We start from the raw sequence: 22,324 nt of genomic DNA, 5'->3' as shown, positions 1-22,324 counted from the left end.
ACTTTCATGGCGGACACCAATGACTGAATTCATTCTGCTCGCCATGGGCGGCTTTCTTGCCCAAGCGGTGGACGGCGCGCTCGGCATGGCCTACGGCGTGGTCTCGTCGACGGTGCTGCTGTCGTTCGGCGTTCCGCCAGCACACTATCACCGCAATATCGACTGGAAGCTGTTCTGGCAGCTCGCGCCCTTCGGCATTCTGGGCGGCTGCCTCGGCGCCTTCGTGCTCACCTCTTCGACGGCGACGTGGTCAAACCCCATGTCACGACCTCTCTGGCGGTGATCGGGTTCTGGCTGTTCGTCCGCTCTTTTCGCAAGCTTCCCAGCAAATCTGTTCCGACCGTGTTCGTCGAGCCCCTGGGCGCGACCGGCGGCTTCCTGGACGCGGCGGGCGGCGGCGGTTGGGGGCCGATGGTCGTCACCGGGCTGCTCGGCGCCGGCGCCCCCTCTCCGTGATCGGCACCGTCAACGCCAGCGAGTCCTTGATCACGCTCGCGGTGTCCATCATGTTCATCGTTGCGCTCGCCTCCGGCCATCTGGAGGCGGAGGCGCTGTTCGACGCATGCGAGCTCGATGCCGGGCTGATCGTTGGCGGCGTAGTCGCCGCTCAATTGCCGGATGGATGGTCGAGGCCATACGCGGGGGGACGCTTTTGCGCCTCGTCGGCGGCCTGATCATGCTGCTCCCTTTGTTCCAGACCGCCCAACAAGTGGGATTGTCTGAGTCGAGCAAGCGGATTCCCTTCTGAAGCTCCGCTTTTTCTTCCGGACATCCTGATCGGCGTAACCGAAGCGAGGTTCCACGTTCGCGGACTGGTGGCGAGTTGGGCCGCGCGGTGAGAAGCGAAGCCGCCTGGAGAGAGAAGCTGCGGGGGGCATGCACCTCTTGTCAGAGCGTGGAAGACTGCAGAACCGGTCATCCGTCCAGAGCATCACGGTTTTGGCTGCCAAGTGGCTTGTTGCGATCTCGCACGCTAATGCCTTGGCGATAGATGCGGCAAAGGCCGCTTCGTTTTCGCGAACGGATCCTTCCGCAAATCAATTGCCGCCGTTTCGGAAACGAGCCACGACGCGAAAAAGAGGCATGACAATATGCCGTCTTCCATACGATGGAGCACCATTGAGTATGAGTTTCAGCATAGAGAATCCGAGTAACCGCGGATGGAGGGGTAATACAGATTTCGAGTCGCTAACCGTAGTTCAGGAGGGCGGCGGGCGACTATATTCAGATTCGCCGATACATCAAAACCCGACCTGTCGGGATCAGCTGAAGCAAATAGTCGAAGTCGCTGATGTTGCCTGTTAGAACGGAAAATCCCAATTTCTGTGCCTGCAGGAACAGCACGCAATCCTGAAGCGCCCGAAGCCTGGAATCATCCTTGTAGCCTTGAAGGCGGCACAGCGTTCCTGAGAGGAGTGCGGCTCGGCCCAGAACATCGGGATCCGGTGCAAAAACCCGATGGGGCGGCATATCCTTGATCGTGGTCGCGATCTGCTTGATTGCTTTGGCCGTGCCCGGGTGTTTAGGGTCGAGGACCCCCACGGTGTGCATCAGCTCCTGAATAGCTACAGTGGAATGATTGACCTGCCTAAGGTCGAGGACGTCGGCAGCTGCTTCAGGTGCTCGGCCCTGCAAACCGTCGATGTAAACGCAGGTATCTAGCAACAGCTCCTGCCCCGCCTCGACAAGGTTACCGATGATCGGCAGCTCCTTATCGGGGCGGCGGCTTAAGGTTTTCTGAGGATCAAATCGCGACCATCTGACGGCCGCACCGAAGTCGAAATCAGCCAATTCAGAACCCGAGCTTCAGCGTCGGATCCACCGTTCCCCGTGTTTTCCTGAAGGTCTCGGCAAAATTGTCTTCCAACGCCACATTTGCCAACGCAAATTCGACGAGCTCGGTATCAGACGTCAATCCGGTTCGAGCTTTGGCCCTCTTGATCAGATCAGCACTCACCCGCCCCGCAATCCTGCCGTCCTTCTCAGCGCGCAGGCCGAATTCTTCCGCCCTCTGCAGGACGGCTTCAATCCTGGCTAGGCGATTCATCTGCATTTTCGCAGCCATTTTGGGAAGCGTTCTCGTCCGCTTGTTGCCCACGCGCCCGAGGCCGTGACGCACACGTACAGCTGTCTTCGCCATCTGAGCTCCTTACGCGTCCGTTTAACAAATTTCGATTTCAGACAACATAATAGGTAACCCGGATTTCTTCAATGACTCAAGATCAGAAGATGGCTCACGGCCCCCGAAAGGTGCTTTGCTGAAGCCCTCCCAAGGGAGGAGACCACGGCCGCAACGACCTGAATGGCTGGGTTTTGTCCACAGCAGCAGGTCATGGGCACTCAGGGTCAAGTCCGCGGCCGTCTTTTAGGGATCAACTCTGACGGGCGCCGGCTCGGCGAATGTGCGCAGGATGAAGTCCAACAAAGACGGAGCTGCTGACTGGCGACGCCAGTTCCGAACTCGGAGGCGATCGCCCACAGCGCCGGAGGCAGGATCGCCAACGCGACGTCGCGTGGTCTCATCGCGCCCTCGCCTTCACAGGATATGCAAGTCTCGATTTCACTTTCGCTGACCCCAATTCCTTGATGTTGAAAGCTACCGAGGACGTATCCAATCGGATCAAGGATGCCTTTGAGATGGCTTTGAAGGAACTCAAGCCCGCCGCCTGATTGGCTCAGGCAATCGGGACCGAAAGTCTGCACCTCGCCCACTGGCACTCCTTATACGGCAGAGCGAACATTCCCTGCTGGTCACAACTCCTTCGCGTGCTCTTTTACCGCCAAATCGAGCGCTTGGTTCAGAGGCACCGCTTTGGAGAATAGGAAGCCCTGAGCGGTTCTGCAGCCAAGCTTGAGCAGAGTTTGCCGATCCGCCTCTGTTTCGACGCCCTCGGCCATGACCTCGATCCCGAGCGTCCTGCCAAGATCGATGACCGTTTTGACAAGCAGCCGGTCCTCCCGGGACTTGGCCAAGCCGCGAATGAAGCCCTGGTCTATTTTCACCTTGCGTATCCGGCTGTCCTTGAGCGATGCCAAGGTGGAAAAGCCGGTGCCGAAGTCATCGAGCGCGATGGAAATGCCGGCATGTGAAAGCCGTCCGAGCTTTTCATCCACTCTGTCCGGGTCCACCGGGGATTCTTCGGTAATCTCGATTTCGAACATCGTTGCAGGGAGATCTTTTGCCGCCAGTCCATTCAGAACCATGTCGTCGATATCGCCGGCTTCCAGTTCGCGCGGTGATACATTCATCGCCACACGAAGATCACGACAACCAGCTTTCTCCAAGCCGTCGATAAGTGCACAACAGTCGGCGAAGACCGTTTGGGTCAGCAGCTGAAGCATTCCGGTTTGGCGTGCGGCTGTGATGATTTCGGGTGGAGAGATAGAACCATGAATCGGATGGGACCACCTTAGCAAGGCTTCAAAACCGACCACGGCCTCGGTGTCGAGTTTTACGATGGGCTGGAACCAGGGGGCCAAGCTTCTCGTCTTTATCGCTGAATGAAGGTCGCGTTCGATGGACTGACGGCGTTGCAGTTCCCCGTCGAGTTCGGCATCGAACAGGCAAAATTCGTTCCTGCCACGACGCTTGGCTGTGTAAAGGGCGATATCGGCCCGCAACAACATTTCTGTCAGTCCCGGGCTCTCCGCCAAGTATATTCCTATCGATGCCCCGATCCGGACGGACGCGACCTCAGGATAGGGGCGGGCAATTTTGGCTATGATATTGGAGGCGAGATCACTGGCAGAAAGCGAATCCCCCAGTGAGGGAAAAAACAGCACGAATTCATCGCCGCCGATTCGGGCGAGCGTTGAGCCTTTCGGTGCTTCCTGCTCTATGCGGCGGGCGATCCTGACAAGCAGTTCATCACCGGTCCTGTGGCCGTAGGTATCGTTGACGGATTTGAACCCGTCTAGATCAATCAGCATTGTAACGAAGGGGCCATCTGCAGTCTCGAACTGACTGATAGCGTGTTCGAGGCCACGCCTGTTGAGAACGGCCGTCAGGTGGTCCTGCCTGGAATTGGCCTCCATTTCGGCCGCCAGCCGCTCCGCCTCATGCCTCAGGCGGCTCGCTTCGCGGAAGCGTGCTTGTCCAACAAACGCGGCTCGAACCAGGCCGCCCAGGAAGAGCAGAACGGCGAAGGCAAGAACGTACCCTTCAAAGTTGCCTTTCGCCAGCAAGCACCCCGCTGTGATGAGGAGCGGCGGTGTGATGAAGTTGGTCGCTGCCGCGGCATATGAACTGCCGTATGTAACAGCACCAGCTGAGATGCCCGCCAGAATGATCAGATGCAGCGGTGCGTGAGGTATCGTGTATCCAACCGTCAGGACGGCAAGAAAGGACCAGGCAAACCCTGCCAGAAGAGCAAGGATGCCAAACCAGCGAAGCCGCGGCGAAATCCGCGTTAGATCGTCCTGGCGTCTGGTGTCCTTCAGCTGATAACGGGCGAGTGCAAGGCGGCCGATATTTATTGCATTGACGACCAGAAACCAGATCGCGGCGCCAGAGCCGCCGCCAGAAAGGGCCTGCACCGCTAGAATCAGGCCTGACAGGACGGTGCTGATCGGCATCGATACGAAGAGACCGACCCTCAGGTCAGCAAGCTGATCCTGAAGGATTCCGGCCTCCAGCGTGTCTTCTTTCTTCAGGGCCATGGATGGGTTAGCTTGCTTTCCAGGCTTCGTCGCAGCGCAAGCCTATGCAGGCTCACTGAAGGACGGGTTAACTATTCAGCGGGGTACAGCTTTCTGGAATCGTTCAGCCAACAAATCAATGCCGAGCCCGCTAGCCCGTCATGACAGCGCGTTGGGAGAAGATTGGCGTAGGATTTGGTCGCTTAGGCCAACCTTCTATCAGGTCTCGCGAGCCACACTCACCACGAGCGGCTCCAATCTGCCTCTGGCTATGGTCATCCGCTGTAGCGGGCCGATGTGTTCATCGGTGAGGCCGCATTGCGTTTGGCAATCCGACCGGGGGTGATCCTCCTGGTGGCGAGATTAACGTGGCCGGAAATGTGTACAAGGCAACACGGTCCATACCAATCCTGCTCACAAGTTGGCGAGATCGGTGAGCTTTCGAGCGGCGTGCTTGGCGAAGTATCGTGCGCCGCTCTGGGTCAGGTGAGCCGCATCATAGAAGATGGGATGTTGCTTTTCATCTAGCACCACGCACTTATCTTGGTCCGGGCAAACTGATGAAAAGATGTCCAGATAGCGATTGCCAAATTGCTGAGCCAGCATGTTGTTTATAAAGAGAGTGTCGGAAGCCTTGAACCGCGCAGCCAAGCTCCCGAGCCCGTCCAACTTCCCGTTCATGTTAACGAAATCAATGCTGCTCTTGAGGAGGTTCTTTCTGCCCAGGACATATACGCGAGCTGGGCTGATTGACTCAATTTTGTCGGCGGCGGCACGCATGCGTTTCGCACCGTATCGTTCCCATAGGAACGCGACGATAACCACATCCGCCTTTTTTAGTGCGGGGCTGGAAAGGAGCGCGTTGCTTCTCTCTTTGCATTTCTCCTCAAGGGAAGGGTCTGACGTGGTGTAGATATTTTCCTGGTCCCAATACTGCTGATCATCGGCATATGGAATGTTGCAGCCATAGTTGAACGTATAGGTGACTATGTCGACGTTCCGCTCGTGGGTTCCTTCTAACAGAATGTTCGTAAAATCAGCGGACTGGCTGTCCCCCACGATGAGGATATGTTTTCTGCCAGGCTTAAAAGTGTTGCTGCTCAGGCGGATGTCATTCGCCCATACGTATTTCGTGAGAACATCCATATCGTAGCTGTTTACTCCGCGAAGCGCTTCTGGCAATCGCCAAGTCCAGCCTTTTGTAGCCCAGCTATGCAATGACGGTGCGACAATCAGGGCGGTGGCCGAAGCGCAGATCGTCACCAGCCGCCGGCCCTGAAAGGCATGGGAGTATCTTAGCGGACGCTCGATGAAACCGTGAAGCAAATAGCCAAGCAGTATCGATAGAGCGATGGCGGCGACGCCCTGGAGCGTGTCGAGGTCGCGCCCGGTTGCATGGAGCCAAAAGACGATAATGGGCCAGTGCACGAGATAGATCGAATAGCTTGCTCGGCCAATCAATAGCGCCGGTGCCGTTTTAAGCGGCAAGGCAGCGACGGCGTTGCGCCCGCCGTAGATCATCATCGCGGTTCCTAGAGTGGGGAGCGCCGCATGCCATCCTGGAAACGACGTACCGGCATCGAACTGAAGAATGGCGTAAAGGATTGCCAAGCCACCGGTCGTGTAAGCAATGTCGGAAGACAGCCGGCCTGGCGTCTTGGCCCACACAAGGGCGGCTCCGCACGCAAACTCAAATATGCGAAACGGTGTCAGGAAGAACGCGGCCGTTAAATCAAAGCGCATAGCCAAAAGGCACGCCGTGAAACTGATGAGACCAAACGCGGCCACGGCCATAAGGGCCAGTCGGCCCTTCCGCACCGAGGCGGAGATGATGGCTGGCCAGATCAGATAGAATTGTTCTTCCACCCCAAGCGACCAAGTGTGCAAGAGTGGCTTGGTCGTTGCGGCTGCATCGAAATAGCCGCTTTGCATCCAGAAATAGACGTTCGACAGCGATAGGATCGCCATCGCGGCAGAGCCGGAAAAGCTGCGAAAGTCATCTGGGCCTTGGATGAATGCGGCACAAAAGAACGTGACAAAGATCGTGGAAAATAGCGCTGGAAATAGCCGGCGTGCGCGCCGGGCGTAAAAGTCGGAAAAGCTGAATGTTCCGTCGCGCACCCGTTCAACAACTATCTTTGTAATCAAATAGCCACTGATCACGAAGAAGACGTCGACGCCGACATAGCCACCGGAAAGGGTTGAGAACCCTGCGTGGAATAGGACAACAGCAGAAACCGCAAAGGCGCGAAGGCCGTCAATATCCGGCCGGTAGTCGAATCGATTCATTCGCTCCTCTAAGCACGGCCTCGGCTGTGACATCAAGGCGTTCCGCTGGCGGCGTTTGATTGCCGGCTGGTTGTCGAAGTCCTGCCCAGCCATGCCTTGAACCGAATCCCATTTCGAGGCCTTGCAACGCAAGACCATGGAAGCGGCATTGGCAGGGGCAGAATTATCTAAATTTAGTCATCGCTCAGGAGACGAAGACGCGCGCTTAGACGGCGAGATAGAAGAGGAGCCCTGGGCGAGATCGCGTCCTGAGATTTGTCGACGGTATCGTGACTGTGGTCTCACCGCCTCAGCATGGCCGAAATTCCATGGCGGACAAAGGGAAGATATTGGGCAAAGCGAAGCCCCGCATGTCTTGCAAGCCGTGCCGCCGGGTGCTCGCCTGAGTAGAGTCCGACGAGGATGTTCGTAGCATGATAGAGCGGTGCCGCCGACCGGCGCAGGCAGCTTTCGTATCGGTGGAGCATGTCGGGATCGGCAATGTCGCGCCGGTCGCGACATACTGTCAGGATTCTCTGGGCGAGTTGCTTCTGGCCGCTGAGGGCGATGTTAAAGCCATGCGCAGTCACCGGGTGCATGCCAATGGCAGCGTCGCCGATAAGTGCGGCGCTCGGTGCCCAGAACTTGTGCGCCCACGTCGTGACCAGCGGATAGCTATGGCGGGTGCTTGCCAAGGTCATTTCTCCGAGGCGCCCTCGACACCGGTTCGTCAATTCCATCAGGAACATATCGTCGTCGAAAGCAAGCAGTCTATCGGCCTCGTTTAACGGCAAAGTGAGTAGTAGCGACGACACGCCTTCCATGAGCGGCAACATCGCTATCGTCTGATGGTGATCGAACCATTCGACTGCGATCTGCTGATGGACGCGCTCGTGCCTTACCCGGCAAATCAGCATCGCCTTGCCAAGCCGATTGATGTCGGCGCCGATGCCGAGCAGGTCGCGCGTGGCGGAAAAACGCGAGTCCGCTGCAACGAGAAGCCGAGCGGTCAATTGCCTGCCATCGGACAGCCTTATGACTGCTCCTTTGTGGCTGTTTGTTGCACTGACGACCGACTGGCCGCATATCAGCTGGGCATGATCCTGCAAGCGGATGATCTTGAACAGGGCGTCGCGGATCCGACAATTTGGGACCAGAAATCCGAGTGGTTCCCCAGATCCCCTGGGAGGATCGAAACACAGAGCGAAAGGGCTCGATCCGTTGAGCACGCGCGCGCCTTGCAGTGGTGATTTGTGCGAAACGGGGATGGCATCCCAGGCGCCGAGCTCGCGAAGGATTCTGATCGAGGAGTAGGTCAGCGCGATCTCGCGACCGTCGAAAGCTGGATTCGCCAGCCGTTCCAAGGACTGCTGTTCCACAACTGCCACCTTCAGTTCGCTCTGCCCCAGCGACGCGGCGAAGGAAAGTCCGACCGGCCCGCCTCCGACGATAACGACATCGAAACTCTGGTCGGAGCCGGCCATCAGCGTGCCGCCATCGCGTCGGCTATCTGCGTGAGATGCTGGTGGAGTTGAGCCGCAAACTGTGGACCGATTGCGCGGGGTTCCAGTGCCCGCCGCGTCGCCTCAAGCCACTGCGCATGAACGTCCGCATAAATCGGCAACGAAGGATGCAGTCTTATAAAACACGGACGCAGCTGATCGCACCAGTCTTTGGGTCCGCCCAGCCAGCGCCATGCCCCCCTGTTGGCAGGGCCGGTTTCAATCAGGTCGTGGAACTGGCAAACGAAGGCACGGATCGGTGGACCGCCCCCGAGATGAGTGAAAATGCTATCCGAGACGCTGTCAGCAGCCTCGCGTCCGAGCCCGTTCAGGTTCACATCGATGCTGGCCAGTTGCGGCCGCGTCGCAAGCACCATCACGTCCCAGTTGTCAAATCCGACGATTGCCACGTCGGTAGGTACTGCCAGGCCAATCTCGCGCAGTGTGTCGCACGCGCCGCCGGCGATCTGATCGTTGCCGCCGAAGATCGCGTTCGGCGTTTGCGGTCTCGAGAACAATCTGGCCGCCGCGTCGCGCCCCAACGCCTCGGCTGACTTTTGGTTTTGACCGTTCTTCGTGTCGGTCTTGATCCAGACCGGTCGCCGAGGTGTTCGGCGGCGCGAGCCATTGAAGGAGCCGACCACTATCATGAAAAAACCCAAAAACCGCGAAAACGCTGATGGTGACGACGAAACTGTCCCTTAGACATGCGTTCTCTCTTGAAAGGCTAGTCGACGAAACCACGGCGATGAGGAGATAACCTTGATCTGGATCAGCCAGACAAGACAAATCCGGGCGAGGCAGTCTTTCGAGCGATAGGGGCTTTTCACAAATCTACATCAGCGGGACTTAGCTAAGCTGGCTGGGGAGCCCCAGTAGTGCCGAGCAAGCCGACTCAGCTGAGGATGGCATCCGCACAGTCGTCGGCACAGCGATATGGGTCAGCGTTCCGGCTTGTCGTCCCGATCGACGAGGATGCGCTCAGCGGCCCCGTGAAGATCCTCATACTGACCACTTCTCAAGGCCCACAGAAAGCCGGACAGCCCCAGCGCGCCAAGGAACAGAGCTGCTGGTATGAGGTAGACGAGCGTCGTCATGACGGCTGCACAGATGCGCGAATGCCCGAACGCGTTGCCGGGGGAGCCCCCCTCACCTCGGCGAGCACGAAACCCTGCAATCGCAGCGCATTTCCAATGACAAGCAGCGACGAAGCAGACATCGCGATTGCCGCGACCAGCGGCGTGACGTGCCCCAGAATGGCGATCGGCACAGCAATGGTGTTGTAGACGATCGCGATGGCGATGTTCTGGCGGATCAGCCGTCCGGCCTTCCGTGAGACTTCCAGGGCAAGGGGTACGGCCAAAAGGCTTTCGCGCAGGAACACGAAGTCCGCGGCGTTGCGGCCAATGTCGGCGGCGGTGGCCGGAGCGATCGACACATGCGCCGCGCCCAACGCAGGCGTGTCGTTAAGGCCGTCGCCCACCATCAGAACCTTGTGTCCGTCCTTCGCCAGGGTCTCGATGCGTTCGACCTTGCCGGATGGCAACAGGCAGGGCACGAAGTCATCGACACCCAGCCCTTTCGCAACCTCGGCACAGGCTGCCGCTGTATCGCCGGACAGCATTTCCACCGATATCCCTGCATGCTTCAACTGATCGATGGCCGCACAGGCGTCGGCACGCAATGCATCCTGGAAAGCGAAGGATGCGACAATCATTCCGTTTTTCGTCAGCACCGTTCCGCCGTAGCCGTGTTTGCCTTCACCACCGGTTCGAGCCTTCGATCCAGCCCATCCGCGTCGACCCAGCCGCCAAGTGCTTCCGGCGTCGGTGGCTTCGATTCCAAATCCCGGGTGCTCGGTGACAGCATCGAACTTGTGTTGCCCGCCAGGAGTGGCAAAGCCGGCTATGGCCTTTGAAAACGGATGACGCGAATGCGCGGCCAAGTCTGCGGCGATTGCCAGCATGACTGGATCGATTGAGCCCGAATTGACCAGCCGGGGTTGGCCGAGCGTGAGCGTTCCGGTCTTGTCGAACACCGCCGTATCAATCGTCGCCAGGCGCTCCATGGCCGAGCCGTCCTTGACCATGATGCCGTTCTCGAACAGGCGCCGCGCGGCGACCACCTGGACGATCGGCACTGCGAGACCGAGCGCGCACGGGCATGTGATGATGAGAACAGCGATGGCGATCGTCATCGCGCGGTGCCAGTCGCCGGTCGCCGCCATCCAGCCCAGGAATGTCACGAAGGCGGTGAGATGAACCACGGGCGCGTAGAGTGCCGAGACGCGATCGGCGATGCGGCGATAATGCGCACGACCGCCCTCGGCGGCCTCCATCAGCCGAACCATTTCCGCCAGGAACGAATCCTTTGCGGCAGCTGTAGCCTCGATCGTCAGCGAGCCGGTAAGATTGAGCACGCCAGCTTGCACGGCTTCGCCTGGCGCCACGTTTCTGGGCGTGCTCTCGCCGGAGACCAGCGAGCAGTCAAGATCCGACGCCCCTTGAATGATCTGGCCGTCAACGGGGATTCGTTCACCGGCCGCTATCAGCAGCTGCATGCCGGGTGCGATCTCGCCAACCGGCAAATAGTCCCGTGCGCCGTCTCGGCGCAGCACCATGGCGCCGCGCGCGGCCAGTTGTGACAGGCTTTTCACCGCGGTGCGGGCACGCTCCCGCATCACGTGATCCAGCGTGCGACCGATCAACAGGAAGAACAGCAACGAAACCGACGCGTCGAAATAGGCATGTTCGCCATGATTGATCGTTTCATAGAGGCTCATGGCATAGGCAAGCGACACCCCGACCGCGATCGGCACGTCCATGTTCATGCGGCCGTGGCGCAGTGCATTCCAGGCTGAGCGGAAGAAGATGCCACCGGCGAAGGCCAGCGCCGGGATGGCGATCAGCGCCGAGACCCAATGGAACAGGTCGCGGGTAGCACCTTCGGCGCCGGACCAGACCGAGACTGACAGCAACATGATGTTGCCGGCCGCGAAGCCGGCAACGGCGACGGCGCGGATCAGCTCCGCAAGCGTCTTGTCCTTCTCATCGACCTCGGGGGCGAACAAATGCGCCTCGTAGCCCAGCCTGCCAAGCGCGGCGACGAAAGGTGGCACCTGATCCCCACGCCACCGGATCGCGACCCGTTTCGTCGACAGATTGACACGCGCGCCTTCGACATCGTCGAGCTTTGCCAGCGCCGTCTCGATCGTCTGGATGCAGGCTGCGCAGTGAACCATTGGAACTGAAAGGTCAGTCTGGTTAAGACCACCGCCGAGCGATCGGCTTGCCAGCCTGATCTCCTGGCTTGATGGCAGGACCGATATGCTGTTTTCCAGTTCCAGCGCCATTTCGGCGCCCGGTGCACAACAGCTCATTGCAGCGCTCCATGGGAAATCATGATCCTGCGGACGTCGCGATAGGGCATCGCGAGGCCGGCATCGGCGTCCACCTCGACGATCCAGACGCCGTCCTTCGGCATGTGCTGAGCGGCGAATTCCTGACCCGTGGCGGGTGCGAGCGTGACCGACTTGTCCTCTTTCTCGTAGGCGGGATGGCGGAACAGCACCTTGACGCCATGCAGGGTAACCGGCTTGCCGGCGGCGTTGCTCAGGCTGTAGCGGACCTCGCCCGATGCGATCGTCAGCTTGCCGGTCCAGCCGAGCGCTGCCTGCGCCCGCCCTTCCTCGGCCTTCTTGTTGAACTGCTGGCTCGCGACATAGGTGTTTTCGACGACGAGGCCGGTCCAGCTCGTGTTGGCGAGCGTCGCCATCGTCAGGTTGACCGCGATGACCACCCCGAAAAAGGCAAGGATGATGGCCAACATGTGCCTGCCGGCAAATTCGCGCGGCTTTTGTGCCTTGGCGGTCATCTGGCTGTCTCCGGCGCGTTGAAGGTGGCGGTGTATTCGTCCGCCTCGAAGCTCGCTCTGTCCTCGACACGGAATGTGAAGGTTTGCGCTGTGCCATGGATTTGATCGGCAGGCTGGCGCACGAAGACCTTCAGCATCTTCAGGCGGTCGGGCTCGACCGGAATGGCGAAGGAGCGGCCTGCCGGGATGTCGTCGCCGACCACGCTCATTTCGCCTCCTTGCAAGCCCTGCATCGTGACGACGATCGTCCTTGGCTCGGGGATCATGTTGAGCAGCTTGACGGTATAGCCATTGCGGATCGAACCGTCGTGCAGCGTGACGAATTGCGGATTGCGGTCATGCAGCACGTTGACTTCGAGCCGGTCGCGCGTCAGCAGCGAATAGAGCAGACCAAGACCGATCAGCGACCACACGGCCATGTAGACGTAAGTGCGCGGCCGAAAGATCTTGCCGATATGAAAATGGGCCACCTTGTCGGAGAACTTGCCATCAACCGTCCTGACCAACGAGGGGGTCACCGGGCAGGAGCCGCCGGCGGTCGCCAGCATCATGTTGGCGTTGTAGTCGGAGAGCGTCGCGTAGGAAATCAGCCCGCGTTCCTTGCCGAGCTTGTCCATGACGCCGTCACAGGCGTCGATGCACTGCGCGCAGGTAATGCATTCGAGTTGCTGACCGTCGCGAATATCGATCCCCATCGGGCAGACCGCGACGCAGGCATTGCAGTCGACGCAGTCGCCGGCGGGCAGCCCTGCGGCAAGCACCTTCTTGGCGTGACGCGAGCGCGGTTCGCCGCGCCAGTCATTGTAGGTGACGGTGAGGGAATTCTCGTCGAGCATGGCCGCCTGGATGCGCGGCCATGGGCACATATAGGTGCAGACCTGCTCGCGCATCAGCCCGCCGAACGTATAGGTCGTCGCCGTCAGCACGGCGACGGTGATGTAGGCGACGGGCGCCGCGGTGCCGGTGAAGAGCTCGCCAACCAGCGTCGGCGCGTCGGCGAAATAGAAGATCCAGGCGCCGCCGGTCGCCGCGCCTATGACCAGCCAGATGGCGTGCTTTGATACACGCAGCACGAGTTTGCGGGCGGTCCAGGGACCGGCATCAAGCTTGATACGAGCATTGCGGTCACCCTCGATGGCGCGCTCGACGACCAGAAACAGATCGACCCAAACGGTCTGCGGGCATGTGTAACCGCACCAGGCGCGGCCGACAGCCGATGTGATCAGGAAAAGACCGACGCCGGCCATCACCAGGAGGCCGGCGACATAGTAGAATTCCTGGGGCCAGATCTCGATGAAGAAGAAATAGAAGCGTCTGTTGGCAAGGTCGAGCAGCACGGCCTGGTCCGGGGCAAACGGCCCCCGATCCCATCGCAGCCAGGGCGTCAGATAGTAGATGCCCAGCGTGATCGCCATCACCAGCCATTTGAAGCGGCGAAAGCTGCCCGAGGCGCGTTTCGGGAAGATCTTCCTGCGCGCAGCATAGAGCGGCTGACGGGTCTTGGCGGAATTGACCGCCTCGGCTTCCAGCCGTTCTACATGCGTCTGATCCAGCACGGTTATCTCCACTCACGCGCAACCGCTGATTTTACCCGCGTTGAAGAAACATTGCCGCGGGGCGGGCAGCGCCGTTGGTGCAACTGCCGGGAATGTGTCGAGGCCCGGCGTGCGCCGGGCCTCGTCGCTTGGCGGGGAGGGCCGAGAATAGGCTTCCGTTCCTATTCTCCGCCGCCAAGCGAATGGACATAGACCGCAAGCTCCTTGACCTTCGTCTCGCCAAGACGACCGATCCAGGCCGGCATGACGCCGTGCTTCGGCGCGCGGACCTGCGCAGCAATAGCCGTCTCGCCCGGCCCATAGAGCCAGATGGCGTCGGTCAGGTCGGGCGCGCCGAGCTCCCTGTTGCCCTTTGCTGTGTCGCCATGACAGGCGACGCAATTTTCCGCGAACACATTGGCCCCGGGCTCGATCAGGCTTGCGTCCTGGACCAGGCCGGACAGGCTGGCAACGTAGGCGCTGACCTGTTTGATCTGGTCCGGCGTGATGATGTCGCCAAAAGCCGGCATTTCCGACAGGCGCGTATCCGGGTCTGATGCGAAGCGGATGCCGTGCGTGATCGTCTGCTGGATCTGCTCGGCGCTGCCGCCCCACAGCCAATCGTCGTCGTTGAGGTTGGGAAAGCCCTTGGAGCCTTGCGCGCCGGAGCCATGGCACTGCACGCAATTGACCCTGAATGCCGCACCGCCGGCAGCGACGGCGAACTCGCGCAATGCGTCGTCGGCAGCAATCTCCGAGACGCTTTTCGATTCCACCGCCGCGACATATTTGCCCTTGGCGGCTTCAGCCGCGGTCAGCTCGTTCTTGACCTCGTTGCGGCTGGAATAGCCGAGCACACCTTTCGTCGCCGAATGCAGCAGAGGCCATGCCGGATAGGCGATGGTGTAGCCGATCGCCCAGAAAATGGTGATGTAAAACGTTACGACCCACCAGCGCGGAAGCGGGTTGTTCAATTCCCGGATGCCATCCCACTCATGGCCGGTCGTTGAGATGCCCGAGACCTCATCGATGTGCTCGCTGCTCATGGTCAATCGTCCTTGAGAGGAATTTGAGCGGCTTCGTCAGCTTGCCGGCGGCCGCCAGGGCGAAGCGCGAAGGCAACGCATCCGACAAAGAACAGCGCCATGGCGAGCAGGCCCCAGCTGTCGGCGAATTCCCGCATCAAATTGTAGTCCACGATCACACTCCTCAGCGGTAGCCAGCGGCTTCGTCGTAATTCTTGAAATCCACCAGCGTGCCAAGCATCTGCAGATAGGCCACGAGAGCATCCATCTCGGTGACCTGTTGCGGATTGCCGTCAAAGTCGCCGAGCTTGGCCTTGGGGTAGCGCGCTTCAAGGCCGGACGTATCGATGTTGGGATCCGCTTGCGCCATCAGATCGATATTGGCGTTGGCGATCATGTCATCGGAGTAAGGGACGCCGACACGCGTGTTGGCGATCAGATGCGTCGAGAAGTCTTTCACCTCAATCGGCCTATCCTTCAGGAACGCGTAGCTCGGCATGACCGATTCCGGCACCACCGAGCGCGGCGCGCTGAGATGCTGTACGTGCCATTCGTTCGAGTAGCGGTCACCAACCCGGGCGAGGTCCGGTCCAGTGCGCTTCGATCCCCACTGGAACGGGTGATCGTACATCGACTCGGCCGCCAGGCTGTAGTGGCCATAGCGCTCGACCTCGTCGCGGAACGGCCTGATCATCTGGCTATGGCAGAGGTAGCAGCCCTCGCGCATATAGATGTTGCGTCCGGCGAGTTCGAGCGGCGAATAGGGGCGCATGCCTTCCACCTTCTCGATCGTGTTGTCGAGATAGAAGAGCGGCGCGATCTCGACGATGCCGCCGACGGTCACCACAAGAAGGGAGCCAACGAGAAGAAGCGTGGCGTTCTTCTCGACGACGGCGTGTTTGTCGATCAAGCCCATTTTCTGGCTCCTCATCGCGCACGCTGGAGGGCGGGGATGGAGCCCGGCATCGGATCCTCCTCGCGTTGATAGCCAAAGATGGTCATGGCGATGTTCCAGGCCATGATAAGGGCGCCGGACAGATACATCGCGCCGCCGATGGCACGCATGAGGTAGTAGGGATGCATGGCGGCGACGGTTTCGGCGAAGGAGTAGACCAGGAAGCCCTGCTCGTCGTATTCGCGCCACATCAGGCCTTGCATGACGCCGGACACCCACATCACCGCCGCGTAAACGACGATACCGAGCGTCGCCAGCCAGAAGTGCCAGGTGACCAGCCGCAGCGAATAGAGCCGCTCGCGGTTCCACAGCTTCGGCACCATGAAATAGATCGCGCCAAACGAGATCATGCCAACCCAGCCGAGCGCGCCGGAGTGGACGTGCCCGATCGTCCAGTCGGTATAGTGCGACAGCGAGTTGACCGTCTTGATCGCCATCATCGGACCCTCGAAGGTCGACATGCCGTAGAAGGCGATGGCCATCACCATCATGCGGATGATCGGATCGGTGCGCAGCTTGTCCCAGGCGCCGGACAGCGTCATCACGCCGTTGATCATGCCGCCCCATGACGGCATCCACAGCATGATCGAAAACACCATGCCGAGCGTCTGCGCCCAGTCGGGCAGAGCGGTGTAGTGGAGATGGTGCGGACCAGCCCAGATGTAGAGGAAGATCAGCGCCCAGAAGTGGATGATCGAAAGGCGGTAGGAATAGACTGGGCGGTTCGCCTGCTTGGGCACGAAATAATACATCATTCCGAGGAAGCCGGCGGTCAGGAAGAAGCCGACGGCATTGTGGCCGTACCACCATTGCGTCAGGGCGTCCTGGACCCCGGAAAAGGCGGAGTAACTCTTCGAGCCTAGCAGAGAGACGGGCATCGACAGGTTGTTGACGACATGCAGCATCGCGATGGTCACGATGAAGGACAGATAGAACCAGTTGGCGACGTAAATATGCGGTTCCTTGCGCTTCAGGATCGTGCCGAGGAACAGGATGAGATAGGCGACCCAGACGATGGTCAGCCACAGGTCCACATACCATTCGGGTTCGGCATACTCGCGGCTCTCGGTGATGCCGAGCAGATAGCCGGTCGCAGCCATGACGATGAAAAGCTGATAGCCCCAGAACACGAACCAGGCGAGATCGCCGCCGAACAGCCGCGCGCGGCAGGTGCGTTGTACGACGTATAATGACGTGCAAAGCAGTGCATTGCCCCCGAAAGCAAAAACGACGGCCGACGTATGCAGCGGCCGCAAGCGACCGAAATTGAACCAGGGCTCGATGTTGAGATCGGGATAGGCAAGCTGCAGCGCGATGACCACACCAACCAGCATGCCTACGACGCCCCAGAACATTGTGGCGATGGCCCCGTAGCGGACGGGACCATCCATGTAAGCGGCGGGGTTGATCGGAACTGCTGGCTTGAACTCCGTGTTGCGCAACAGGATCGCAGTGAAGCCAGCCACGGCGAAGAACAAAACCCACATATGCTGGCGAAAAGGTTCATCTACGCCGAAGTCAGCAGCCACCAGGGCCGCAAAAGCAAACAGGCTTAAAAGGACGATCTCTGTGCCGAATTTCATCGCAAATCCCGATCTCCAATTCCGGCGGACCCAAATCCGCAGTGCATTAATTGCGCAGCCGCCGCCTGCTCGCCCTGATCCATGTCAGAGCCGAACGATTTTGCTTCGGGCAGCATCGAGTTCGGTGCGATCCGAAGGTGGCGATTGAACGAGGAAACGCAGCACGGGCCGCCCCGCTCATGGACAAGTCCGGCGTCCGCGGGCCGGCCGGCGTGGAGGCGATTCCGCGTGATGTGATGAAGCGCGCGCACAAGGAAAAACTGGGGCTCTGCAATGCTCTGGAAAATATCGCTGATGCGCTGCCGAGCGTCGATCGCCTGAAACGATCGTCTTTCCCGCCTACGAGGCCGCTGTCGTCGGCGGCGACGCCAGCCTCGCTTCTATCCGGCGGTTGCGCGCCGAACACGTCGAAGACGAGTGCTTTTTTGGTGAGGTGACTGAATTCTGCTAGCGATCGGCCATGGCGAGACGATGGAGAATGCGGAAGCCGTCGGTTTCATTCTGCGCGGCTTCTTCGGAGGCTTGCGGCGACACATCGCTTTCGAACGCGAACATGTCCTGCCGCGGGTCGGAGTAAGCGACGGCCCCGCGCGCTTAGGCCTCATCTAAAGGGCGGTTGCGCCTCGGCCGCCGCAGCGCTTCTCCAGCCGGCTGACGCTGTCCACCGTGACATGGCGATTGTTCTCGATCCGGATCACGCCGTCCATTCTCAGTCTGGTCAGCTGGCGGCTCACAGTCTCGTTTGTAAGTCCAAGGAAATCAGAGATGTCGGCACGCGTCAGCGGCAGATCGAAGCACGCCGACCTGGCCGCCGGGCCAACGCTGGAATCGATATTCCGGGCGATCAGGAGGAGAAAGCTCGCCACCTTCTCCGGTGCGGTCTTGCGCCCCAGAGTCACCATCCATTCGCGTGCCTCGTCGAGTTCGTTCAGCGTCTGCTTGAGCAGGCGATGCTCAAGTTCCGGTGATTCCTTCATCATCCGTTCGATCGCCGCCCTCGGAAACGAGCACAGGGAGACAGCGGTTGCCGCTTCCGCATTGATCGCGCTTTTCACCTTGAAGGGCCGTCCCAGAAAATCCGGTGCGAACTGGAGGCCGACGATTTGCTGGCGGCCGTCCGAAAGGCTCTTCGTCAGCTTCACCACGCCTGAAAGCACGTTTGAATATCTGTCGACGGCCTCGGCGTCGCCGATCAGTTCGACCCCCGGTTCAATGGTGTGCTTTGACGAGGTCTTGGCAAGCCGCGCCAAATGGTCTGGATCGAGCGCACCGCAGACGCCGCGCTGCCGTACCTCGCAAGGTAGGCAAAGAACGGGAATGCCGGAACTGTGAATATCCTGCCGTAATGTCATTCGATCGCTCTACCGATCCCAAGTGCCGGCAGGATAGCAATCGACGGCAGAAAAATCGTTGCGGCAGTTTGTCCGTGCTGGAGGTTGACCGAAATCAGGGCTTTGGCTGTTCGACGCGTCCAGAGTTCCGGCAACTCAAACACGGTGGACCACGACATGCGACCGGAATTAGCTGCCAGACTTGGCGAGAACGTCCCCCGCTACACCAGTTACCCGACCGCGCCGCATTTCCATCCGGGCGTCGACGCGTCGGTCCAGAAAGGCTGGTTGGAGGCGCTCGAAGGCGGTGACGAGATATCGCTTTATCTGCATATTCCCTACTGCGACAGGCTCTGCTGGTTTTGCGCCTGCCACACCAAGCAGACACGTCACTATGAACCGGTGACGGCTTATTTGGGCTCGCTACGCGCCGAGATCGCGACGGTTGCCGCCCTTATCAGCGGGAAGGTCTTCGTCCGCGCAATCCACTTCGGTGGCGGCTCGCCGACAATGCTGAAGCCTGAGGATATGGTGGCTCTAGGCGCGTTCTTGCGGGACAGCTTCGATTTTGTTCCGAATGCGAAAATCAGCATCGAGATCGATCCGAACGATATGGGCGAAGCACGCCTTGACGCGCTTGCCGAAATCGGCATGACGCGGGCGAGCCTCGGCGTGCAGGATTTCGATCCGAAAGTGCAAAAGGCGATCAACCGCGAACAAAGCTTTTTGCAGACCAAGGTAGTCGTCGACGGAGTTCGTTCCCGCGGCGTCGAGTCCGTCAATCTGGATCTGCTCTACGGCCTGCCGCATCAAACCAGGGAGAGCCTGTGTTCCACCGTCGCGCAGGCGCTCACCCTGGAACCGGACAGGATGGCGCTGTTCGGCTACGCTCACGTGCCCTGGTTCAAGAAACATCAAACGATGATTGACGAGGCATGGCTGCCCGGTCCCACGGAGCGGTTCGCGCAATCGCAACTCGCCGCGCGGGCGATTTTGGACAAGGGATATGAAGCAATAGGCCTCGACCATTTCGCCAAGCCGGGCGATGCGCTGGCGGCGGCGGCCTGCACAGGGGCCTTGCATCGCAACTTCCAAGGCTACACAGAGGATCGCTGCGAGACGCTGATCGGTGTCGGTCCTTCGTCCATCAGCCGGTTTCGCCAGGGCTACCTGCAGAACAATCCTTCGACCGCTGAGTACGGACGTATGGTCGCCAATGGCGGGCTGGCCGCCGTCCGCGGCATCGCCTTTTCCGACGACGATCGGGTCCGTGGCTGGATCATCGAGCGGCTGATGTGCGATTTCGCCTTCTCGGCGATCGACCTGGTGGAGAGCTTCGGGGAAGCCGGCCAAAAGCTCCTTATTCAGGCAAGCTCAATCGCTCTTCAGGATCCTGCTCGACTGCTTGAACTCCAAGGCGACAGTTTCGTCGTGCTGGCGGAAAGTCGTCCCTTCGTGAGGAGCATTGCGGCGAAGTTCGACAAATATCTCGAAAGTGGAACGGCCAGGCACTCGGTGGTAGTCTGAGCACCGCAGAGGAACGGTCACGGTTTTCAGTCGATCGTGAACCGATTGCGCTACGTTTTGACCATTCATCGGCTACCGTCGCATTGCGGACGTGCGATCGCGGATTTTGACCCGGCGACCAATCAGAAACAGATCTGGAAGGCGCTGCGGGACTTGGCCCAGCTCATGGAGGCTATAAGCAATTACTTGATTTTCAACGCCATGCAGGCGCGCATCGTCGAATTCGGCAACTCCGCCGGACTATCGATGCTGTAGCCGGATTCGCCAGCCTTCCAGTGACTGCTGTTCAACAACGCCACCTTGAGTTCGCTCTGGGCAAGCGATGCGGCGCAAGCGATTAGGCGAACGAAAGACCGACCGGCCCGGCTCCGACGGCATCGATGTCGAACGTGTCGTCACGGCCGGCCATCAGCGTGCCGCCCCCAGCGTCACGAATACGGTCGAGACGCTGGGAGCGAACAAGGTGCCGAGAAGCAATATGGAAAGCCGGCCGCCGACAGCATGATATGGTCGGCCGACTACGGGGTTGCCGACCATATAAGAGATATAGCCGGCACGAGAGGCGCCACGCATGGCGAGAGGAACGAGATTGCACCGGCCGCCAGTGCTGTCAAAATGCCGATTGGAGATTTCAAGCACCGTCTCAACCCTTCGGCTTTGATCGCGCATCGGCGATGGCGCGCTGCAGCTTGGCAACATCGACCACGCCAGGCATCACTTCGTCGCCGACCACCAACGCCGGCGTGCCGGTGATGTACAGATCGCCGGCGAGCGCGCTATTGCGCGCAATGGCGCCCGCGATGGTCGGGTCTTCCATGTCCCGCTTGAGCTGCTCAACGTCGAGGCCTACTTGTGCTGCGATGGTCAAGGTGGTCCTTTCGTTGACCAGGCCGTGGAAACCCATGAGGGCGCGGTGGAACGTCTCGTATTTTCCCTGTTTATGGGAGGCGAGCGCCGCCACCGCGGCGAATTTGGAAGTCGGTCCCAGGATCGGAAACTCTTTGAACACAAGCTTCAGACTCCGATCGTCCTTGATGGCTTGCTCGATATTGAGGGCTGCCTCCCGGCAGGGCGGGCAGTTGTAGTCAAAGAAGGTGACCAGAGCGACGTCGCCTTCCGGATTGCCAGCGGTTGGCGCAGCGGGGTCATTGAAGAGTGCGTCGCCGCGCGCCGCGATGAGGATCTTCAATTCCGCCGCGAGGTGGCGGTCTTCGAGCTGCTGCAGGTAGTCTATGACAGCGGGATGATGTAGCGCCCCCAGCGCGGAAAGAAGCAGGGCGAGGGCTAAAAGAGCGATCGTGACGACAAGGCCGGGGGTTGGCTTGGACATGGGGCGGTCTCCAATTAACAGTGAACAGCAGGGCAGCAACGGTGCCTTTGGCGTAAAGCCGGTCATCGCTTTTGATCGCTTGCCCGGTACTTCCCGGAGTATGGGAAGTTGCGGGGCCCTCTCGGTGCCGATGCCAGCTGGCAATTCCTCTAGGACGGCTTCACGCCCTGCCCCCAATGGCTGAGCGGTGCTCGCGCGAGCTGGCCGGCCGCGACCGCCCTTCGCCGGGCCGGACGTCTTGATTCTCCACCGTCAAAGCGTCGAGGTGCCGCTGGCGAGGGCCTTTGCCGATCGAACTTCATCCGGCTCGCCCCCCAGCGGGCGAGGACGAGCAAAGCCACCGCGTTGCCGACGACATTCGTCAGCGCCCGATATTCGGACATGAAGCGGTCGACGCCAAGGATCAGAGCCATGCCGGCGAGCGGGGCGGTCGGGATGACAAAGAGCGTTGCAGCCAACGTGACGAAGCCTGCAGCGGTAATGCGAGCTGCTCCTCTCGAAGGGAGCATGGCAACAAGAAGCAGCAGGATCCGATCGCCAATCGAGAGATCCGTGTTCGTCGCCTGGGCGATGAAGAGGGCCGCCAGCGTCATGTAGATATTGGTGCCGTCCAGATTGAAGGAATATCCGGTCGGGATGACGAGCCCCACGACCGAACGCTTGGCGCCGGCCTTCTCCATCTTGTCCATGAGCGAGGGCAGCGCGGCCTCCGAGGAGGAGGTTGCCAGGACAAGCAGCAGCTCTTCCTTGATGTAGC

Annotated in this window: 20 protein-coding genes and 1 pseudogene; 4 read left to right on the top strand and 17 right to left on the bottom strand. The window is 60.0% G+C overall.

Features of this window, described 5'->3' with window-relative positions:
* Positions 1–19: 19 nt before the first annotated feature.
* Positions 20–748, top strand: a pseudogene (locus JQK88_RS31155) (sulfite exporter TauE/SafE family protein).
* Positions 749–1,224: 476 nt separating this feature from the next.
* On the opposite strand, the gene JQK88_RS31150 reads toward JQK88_RS31155, so the two are convergent.
* The 14 genes from JQK88_RS31150 to ccoN all read right to left on the bottom strand — a co-directional run bounded on the left by JQK88_RS31150 (position 1,225) and on the right by ccoN (position 17,379).
* Positions 1,225–1,791 carry a type II toxin-antitoxin system VapC family toxin gene (locus JQK88_RS31150; RefSeq protein ID WP_203280480.1) on the bottom strand — a complete coding sequence of 189 codons (567 nt, stop codon included), beginning with the start codon at positions 1,789–1,791 and terminating at the stop codon, positions 1,225–1,227.
* A 1-nt stretch (position 1,792) separates the two neighbouring features.
* Positions 1,793–2,140: a hypothetical protein gene (locus JQK88_RS31145; RefSeq protein ID WP_203280479.1), complete on the bottom strand. Its 348-nt coding sequence runs from the start codon at positions 2,138–2,140 to the stop codon at positions 1,793–1,795.
* Positions 2,141–2,751: 611 nt separating this feature from the next.
* Positions 2,752–4,659 carry a putative bifunctional diguanylate cyclase/phosphodiesterase gene (locus JQK88_RS31140; RefSeq protein ID WP_203280478.1) on the bottom strand — a complete coding sequence of 636 codons (1,908 nt, stop codon included), beginning with the start codon at positions 4,657–4,659 and terminating at the stop codon, positions 2,752–2,754.
* A gap of 393 nt (positions 4,660–5,052) precedes the next feature.
* Positions 5,053–6,927 (bottom strand): acyltransferase family protein, encoded by a 1,875-nt coding sequence (locus tag JQK88_RS31135; RefSeq protein WP_203280477.1) that lies wholly within the window; start codon positions 6,925–6,927, stop codon positions 5,053–5,055.
* A 281-nt stretch (positions 6,928–7,208) separates the two neighbouring features.
* Positions 7,209–8,390, bottom strand: a complete 1,182-nt coding sequence (ubiM, locus tag JQK88_RS31130; protein WP_192247923.1) for a 5-demethoxyubiquinol-8 5-hydroxylase UbiM — start codon at positions 8,388–8,390, stop codon at positions 7,209–7,211.
* Entirely contained in the window at positions 8,390–9,058 is a 669-nt protein-coding gene (locus JQK88_RS31125) for a substrate-binding domain-containing protein (protein WP_203280476.1), read from the bottom strand. The genes ubiM and JQK88_RS31125 overlap by 1 nt, the downstream gene beginning before the upstream one ends.
* Before the next feature lie 291 nt (positions 9,059–9,349).
* Positions 9,350–9,505 carry a cbb3-type cytochrome oxidase assembly protein CcoS gene (gene ccoS / locus JQK88_RS31120; protein WP_203280475.1) on the bottom strand — a complete coding sequence of 52 codons (156 nt, stop codon included), beginning with the start codon at positions 9,503–9,505 and terminating at the stop codon, positions 9,350–9,352.
* Positions 9,502–11,787 (bottom strand): cation-translocating P-type ATPase, encoded by a 2,286-nt coding sequence (locus tag JQK88_RS31115; RefSeq protein WP_203280474.1) that lies wholly within the window; start codon positions 11,785–11,787, stop codon positions 9,502–9,504. The genes ccoS and JQK88_RS31115 overlap by 4 nt, the downstream gene beginning before the upstream one ends.
* The gene (locus tag JQK88_RS31110) at positions 11,784–12,281 is read right to left on the bottom strand and encodes a FixH family protein (protein WP_203280473.1); all 498 of its coding nucleotides are present in this window, start codon (positions 12,279–12,281) and stop codon (positions 11,784–11,786) included. Before JQK88_RS31110 ends, JQK88_RS31115 begins: the two co-directional genes overlap by 4 nt.
* The gene (gene ccoG / locus JQK88_RS31105; protein ID WP_203280472.1) at positions 12,278–13,837 is read right to left on the bottom strand and encodes a cytochrome c oxidase accessory protein CcoG; all 1,560 of its coding nucleotides are present in this window, start codon (positions 13,835–13,837) and stop codon (positions 12,278–12,280) included. The genes JQK88_RS31110 and ccoG overlap by 4 nt, the downstream gene beginning before the upstream one ends.
* Before the next feature lie 161 nt (positions 13,838–13,998).
* Entirely contained in the window at positions 13,999–14,862 is an 864-nt protein-coding gene (ccoP, locus tag JQK88_RS31100) for a cytochrome-c oxidase, cbb3-type subunit III (protein WP_203280471.1), read from the bottom strand.
* Positions 14,863–14,864: 2 nt separating this feature from the next.
* Positions 14,865–15,014 carry a cbb3-type cytochrome c oxidase subunit 3 gene (locus JQK88_RS31095; RefSeq protein ID WP_123169363.1) on the bottom strand — a complete coding sequence of 50 codons (150 nt, stop codon included), beginning with the start codon at positions 15,012–15,014 and terminating at the stop codon, positions 14,865–14,867.
* An 11-nt stretch (positions 15,015–15,025) separates the two neighbouring features.
* The gene (ccoO, locus tag JQK88_RS31090) at positions 15,026–15,757 is read right to left on the bottom strand and encodes a cytochrome-c oxidase, cbb3-type subunit II (RefSeq protein WP_203280470.1); all 732 of its coding nucleotides are present in this window, start codon (positions 15,755–15,757) and stop codon (positions 15,026–15,028) included.
* Positions 15,758–15,768: 11 nt separating this feature from the next.
* Positions 15,769–17,379 carry a cytochrome-c oxidase, cbb3-type subunit I gene (gene ccoN / locus JQK88_RS31085; RefSeq protein ID WP_203280469.1) on the bottom strand — a complete coding sequence of 537 codons (1,611 nt, stop codon included), beginning with the start codon at positions 17,377–17,379 and terminating at the stop codon, positions 15,769–15,771.
* Between the two features lie 50 nt (positions 17,380–17,429).
* Between ccoN and JQK88_RS36570 the strand changes: the two genes are divergently transcribed.
* Complete coding sequence (locus JQK88_RS36570; RefSeq protein WP_246750121.1) at positions 17,430–17,816, top strand: hypothetical protein; 387 nt, start codon at positions 17,430–17,432, stop codon at positions 17,814–17,816.
* Positions 17,817–17,984: 168 nt separating this feature from the next.
* Here the strand turns inward: JQK88_RS36570 and JQK88_RS31075 are convergent, their stop codons facing one another.
* Positions 17,985–18,731: a Crp/Fnr family transcriptional regulator gene (locus JQK88_RS31075; protein WP_203280468.1), complete on the bottom strand. Its 747-nt coding sequence runs from the start codon at positions 18,729–18,731 to the stop codon at positions 17,985–17,987.
* 156 nt (positions 18,732–18,887) lie between these two features.
* On the opposite strand from JQK88_RS31075, the gene hemN reads away from it, so the two are divergent.
* Together hemN and JQK88_RS31065 are read left to right on the top strand one after the other, a co-directional pair.
* A complete protein-coding gene (gene hemN / locus JQK88_RS31070) occupies positions 18,888–20,237 on the top strand; it encodes an oxygen-independent coproporphyrinogen III oxidase (RefSeq protein WP_203280505.1) in 1,350 nt (449 codons plus the stop codon).
* Positions 20,238–20,282: 45 nt separating this feature from the next.
* On the top strand, positions 20,283–20,492 hold the full coding sequence (locus JQK88_RS31065; protein WP_203280467.1) for a hypothetical protein: 210 nt from the start codon (positions 20,283–20,285) through the stop codon (positions 20,490–20,492).
* 388 nt (positions 20,493–20,880) lie between these two features.
* Here the strand turns inward: JQK88_RS31065 and JQK88_RS31060 are convergent, their stop codons facing one another.
* Both JQK88_RS31060 and JQK88_RS31055 read right to left on the bottom strand, forming a co-directional pair.
* Positions 20,881–21,567, bottom strand: a complete 687-nt coding sequence (locus JQK88_RS31060; protein WP_203280466.1) for a DsbA family protein — start codon at positions 21,565–21,567, stop codon at positions 20,881–20,883.
* 149 nt (positions 21,568–21,716) lie between these two features.
* Positions 21,717–22,324 (bottom strand): cation:dicarboxylate symporter family transporter (locus tag JQK88_RS31055; RefSeq protein WP_203280465.1); only part of this gene is annotated, 608 nt, incomplete at its 5' end.

Source organism: Mesorhizobium caraganae (assembly GCF_016836705.1).
Taxonomy (GTDB): domain Bacteria; phylum Pseudomonadota; class Alphaproteobacteria; order Rhizobiales; family Rhizobiaceae; genus Mesorhizobium; species Mesorhizobium caraganae.
The sequence above is the reverse complement of the archived record's forward strand: the minus strand, read 5'-3'. Positions and strand labels throughout refer to the sequence as shown.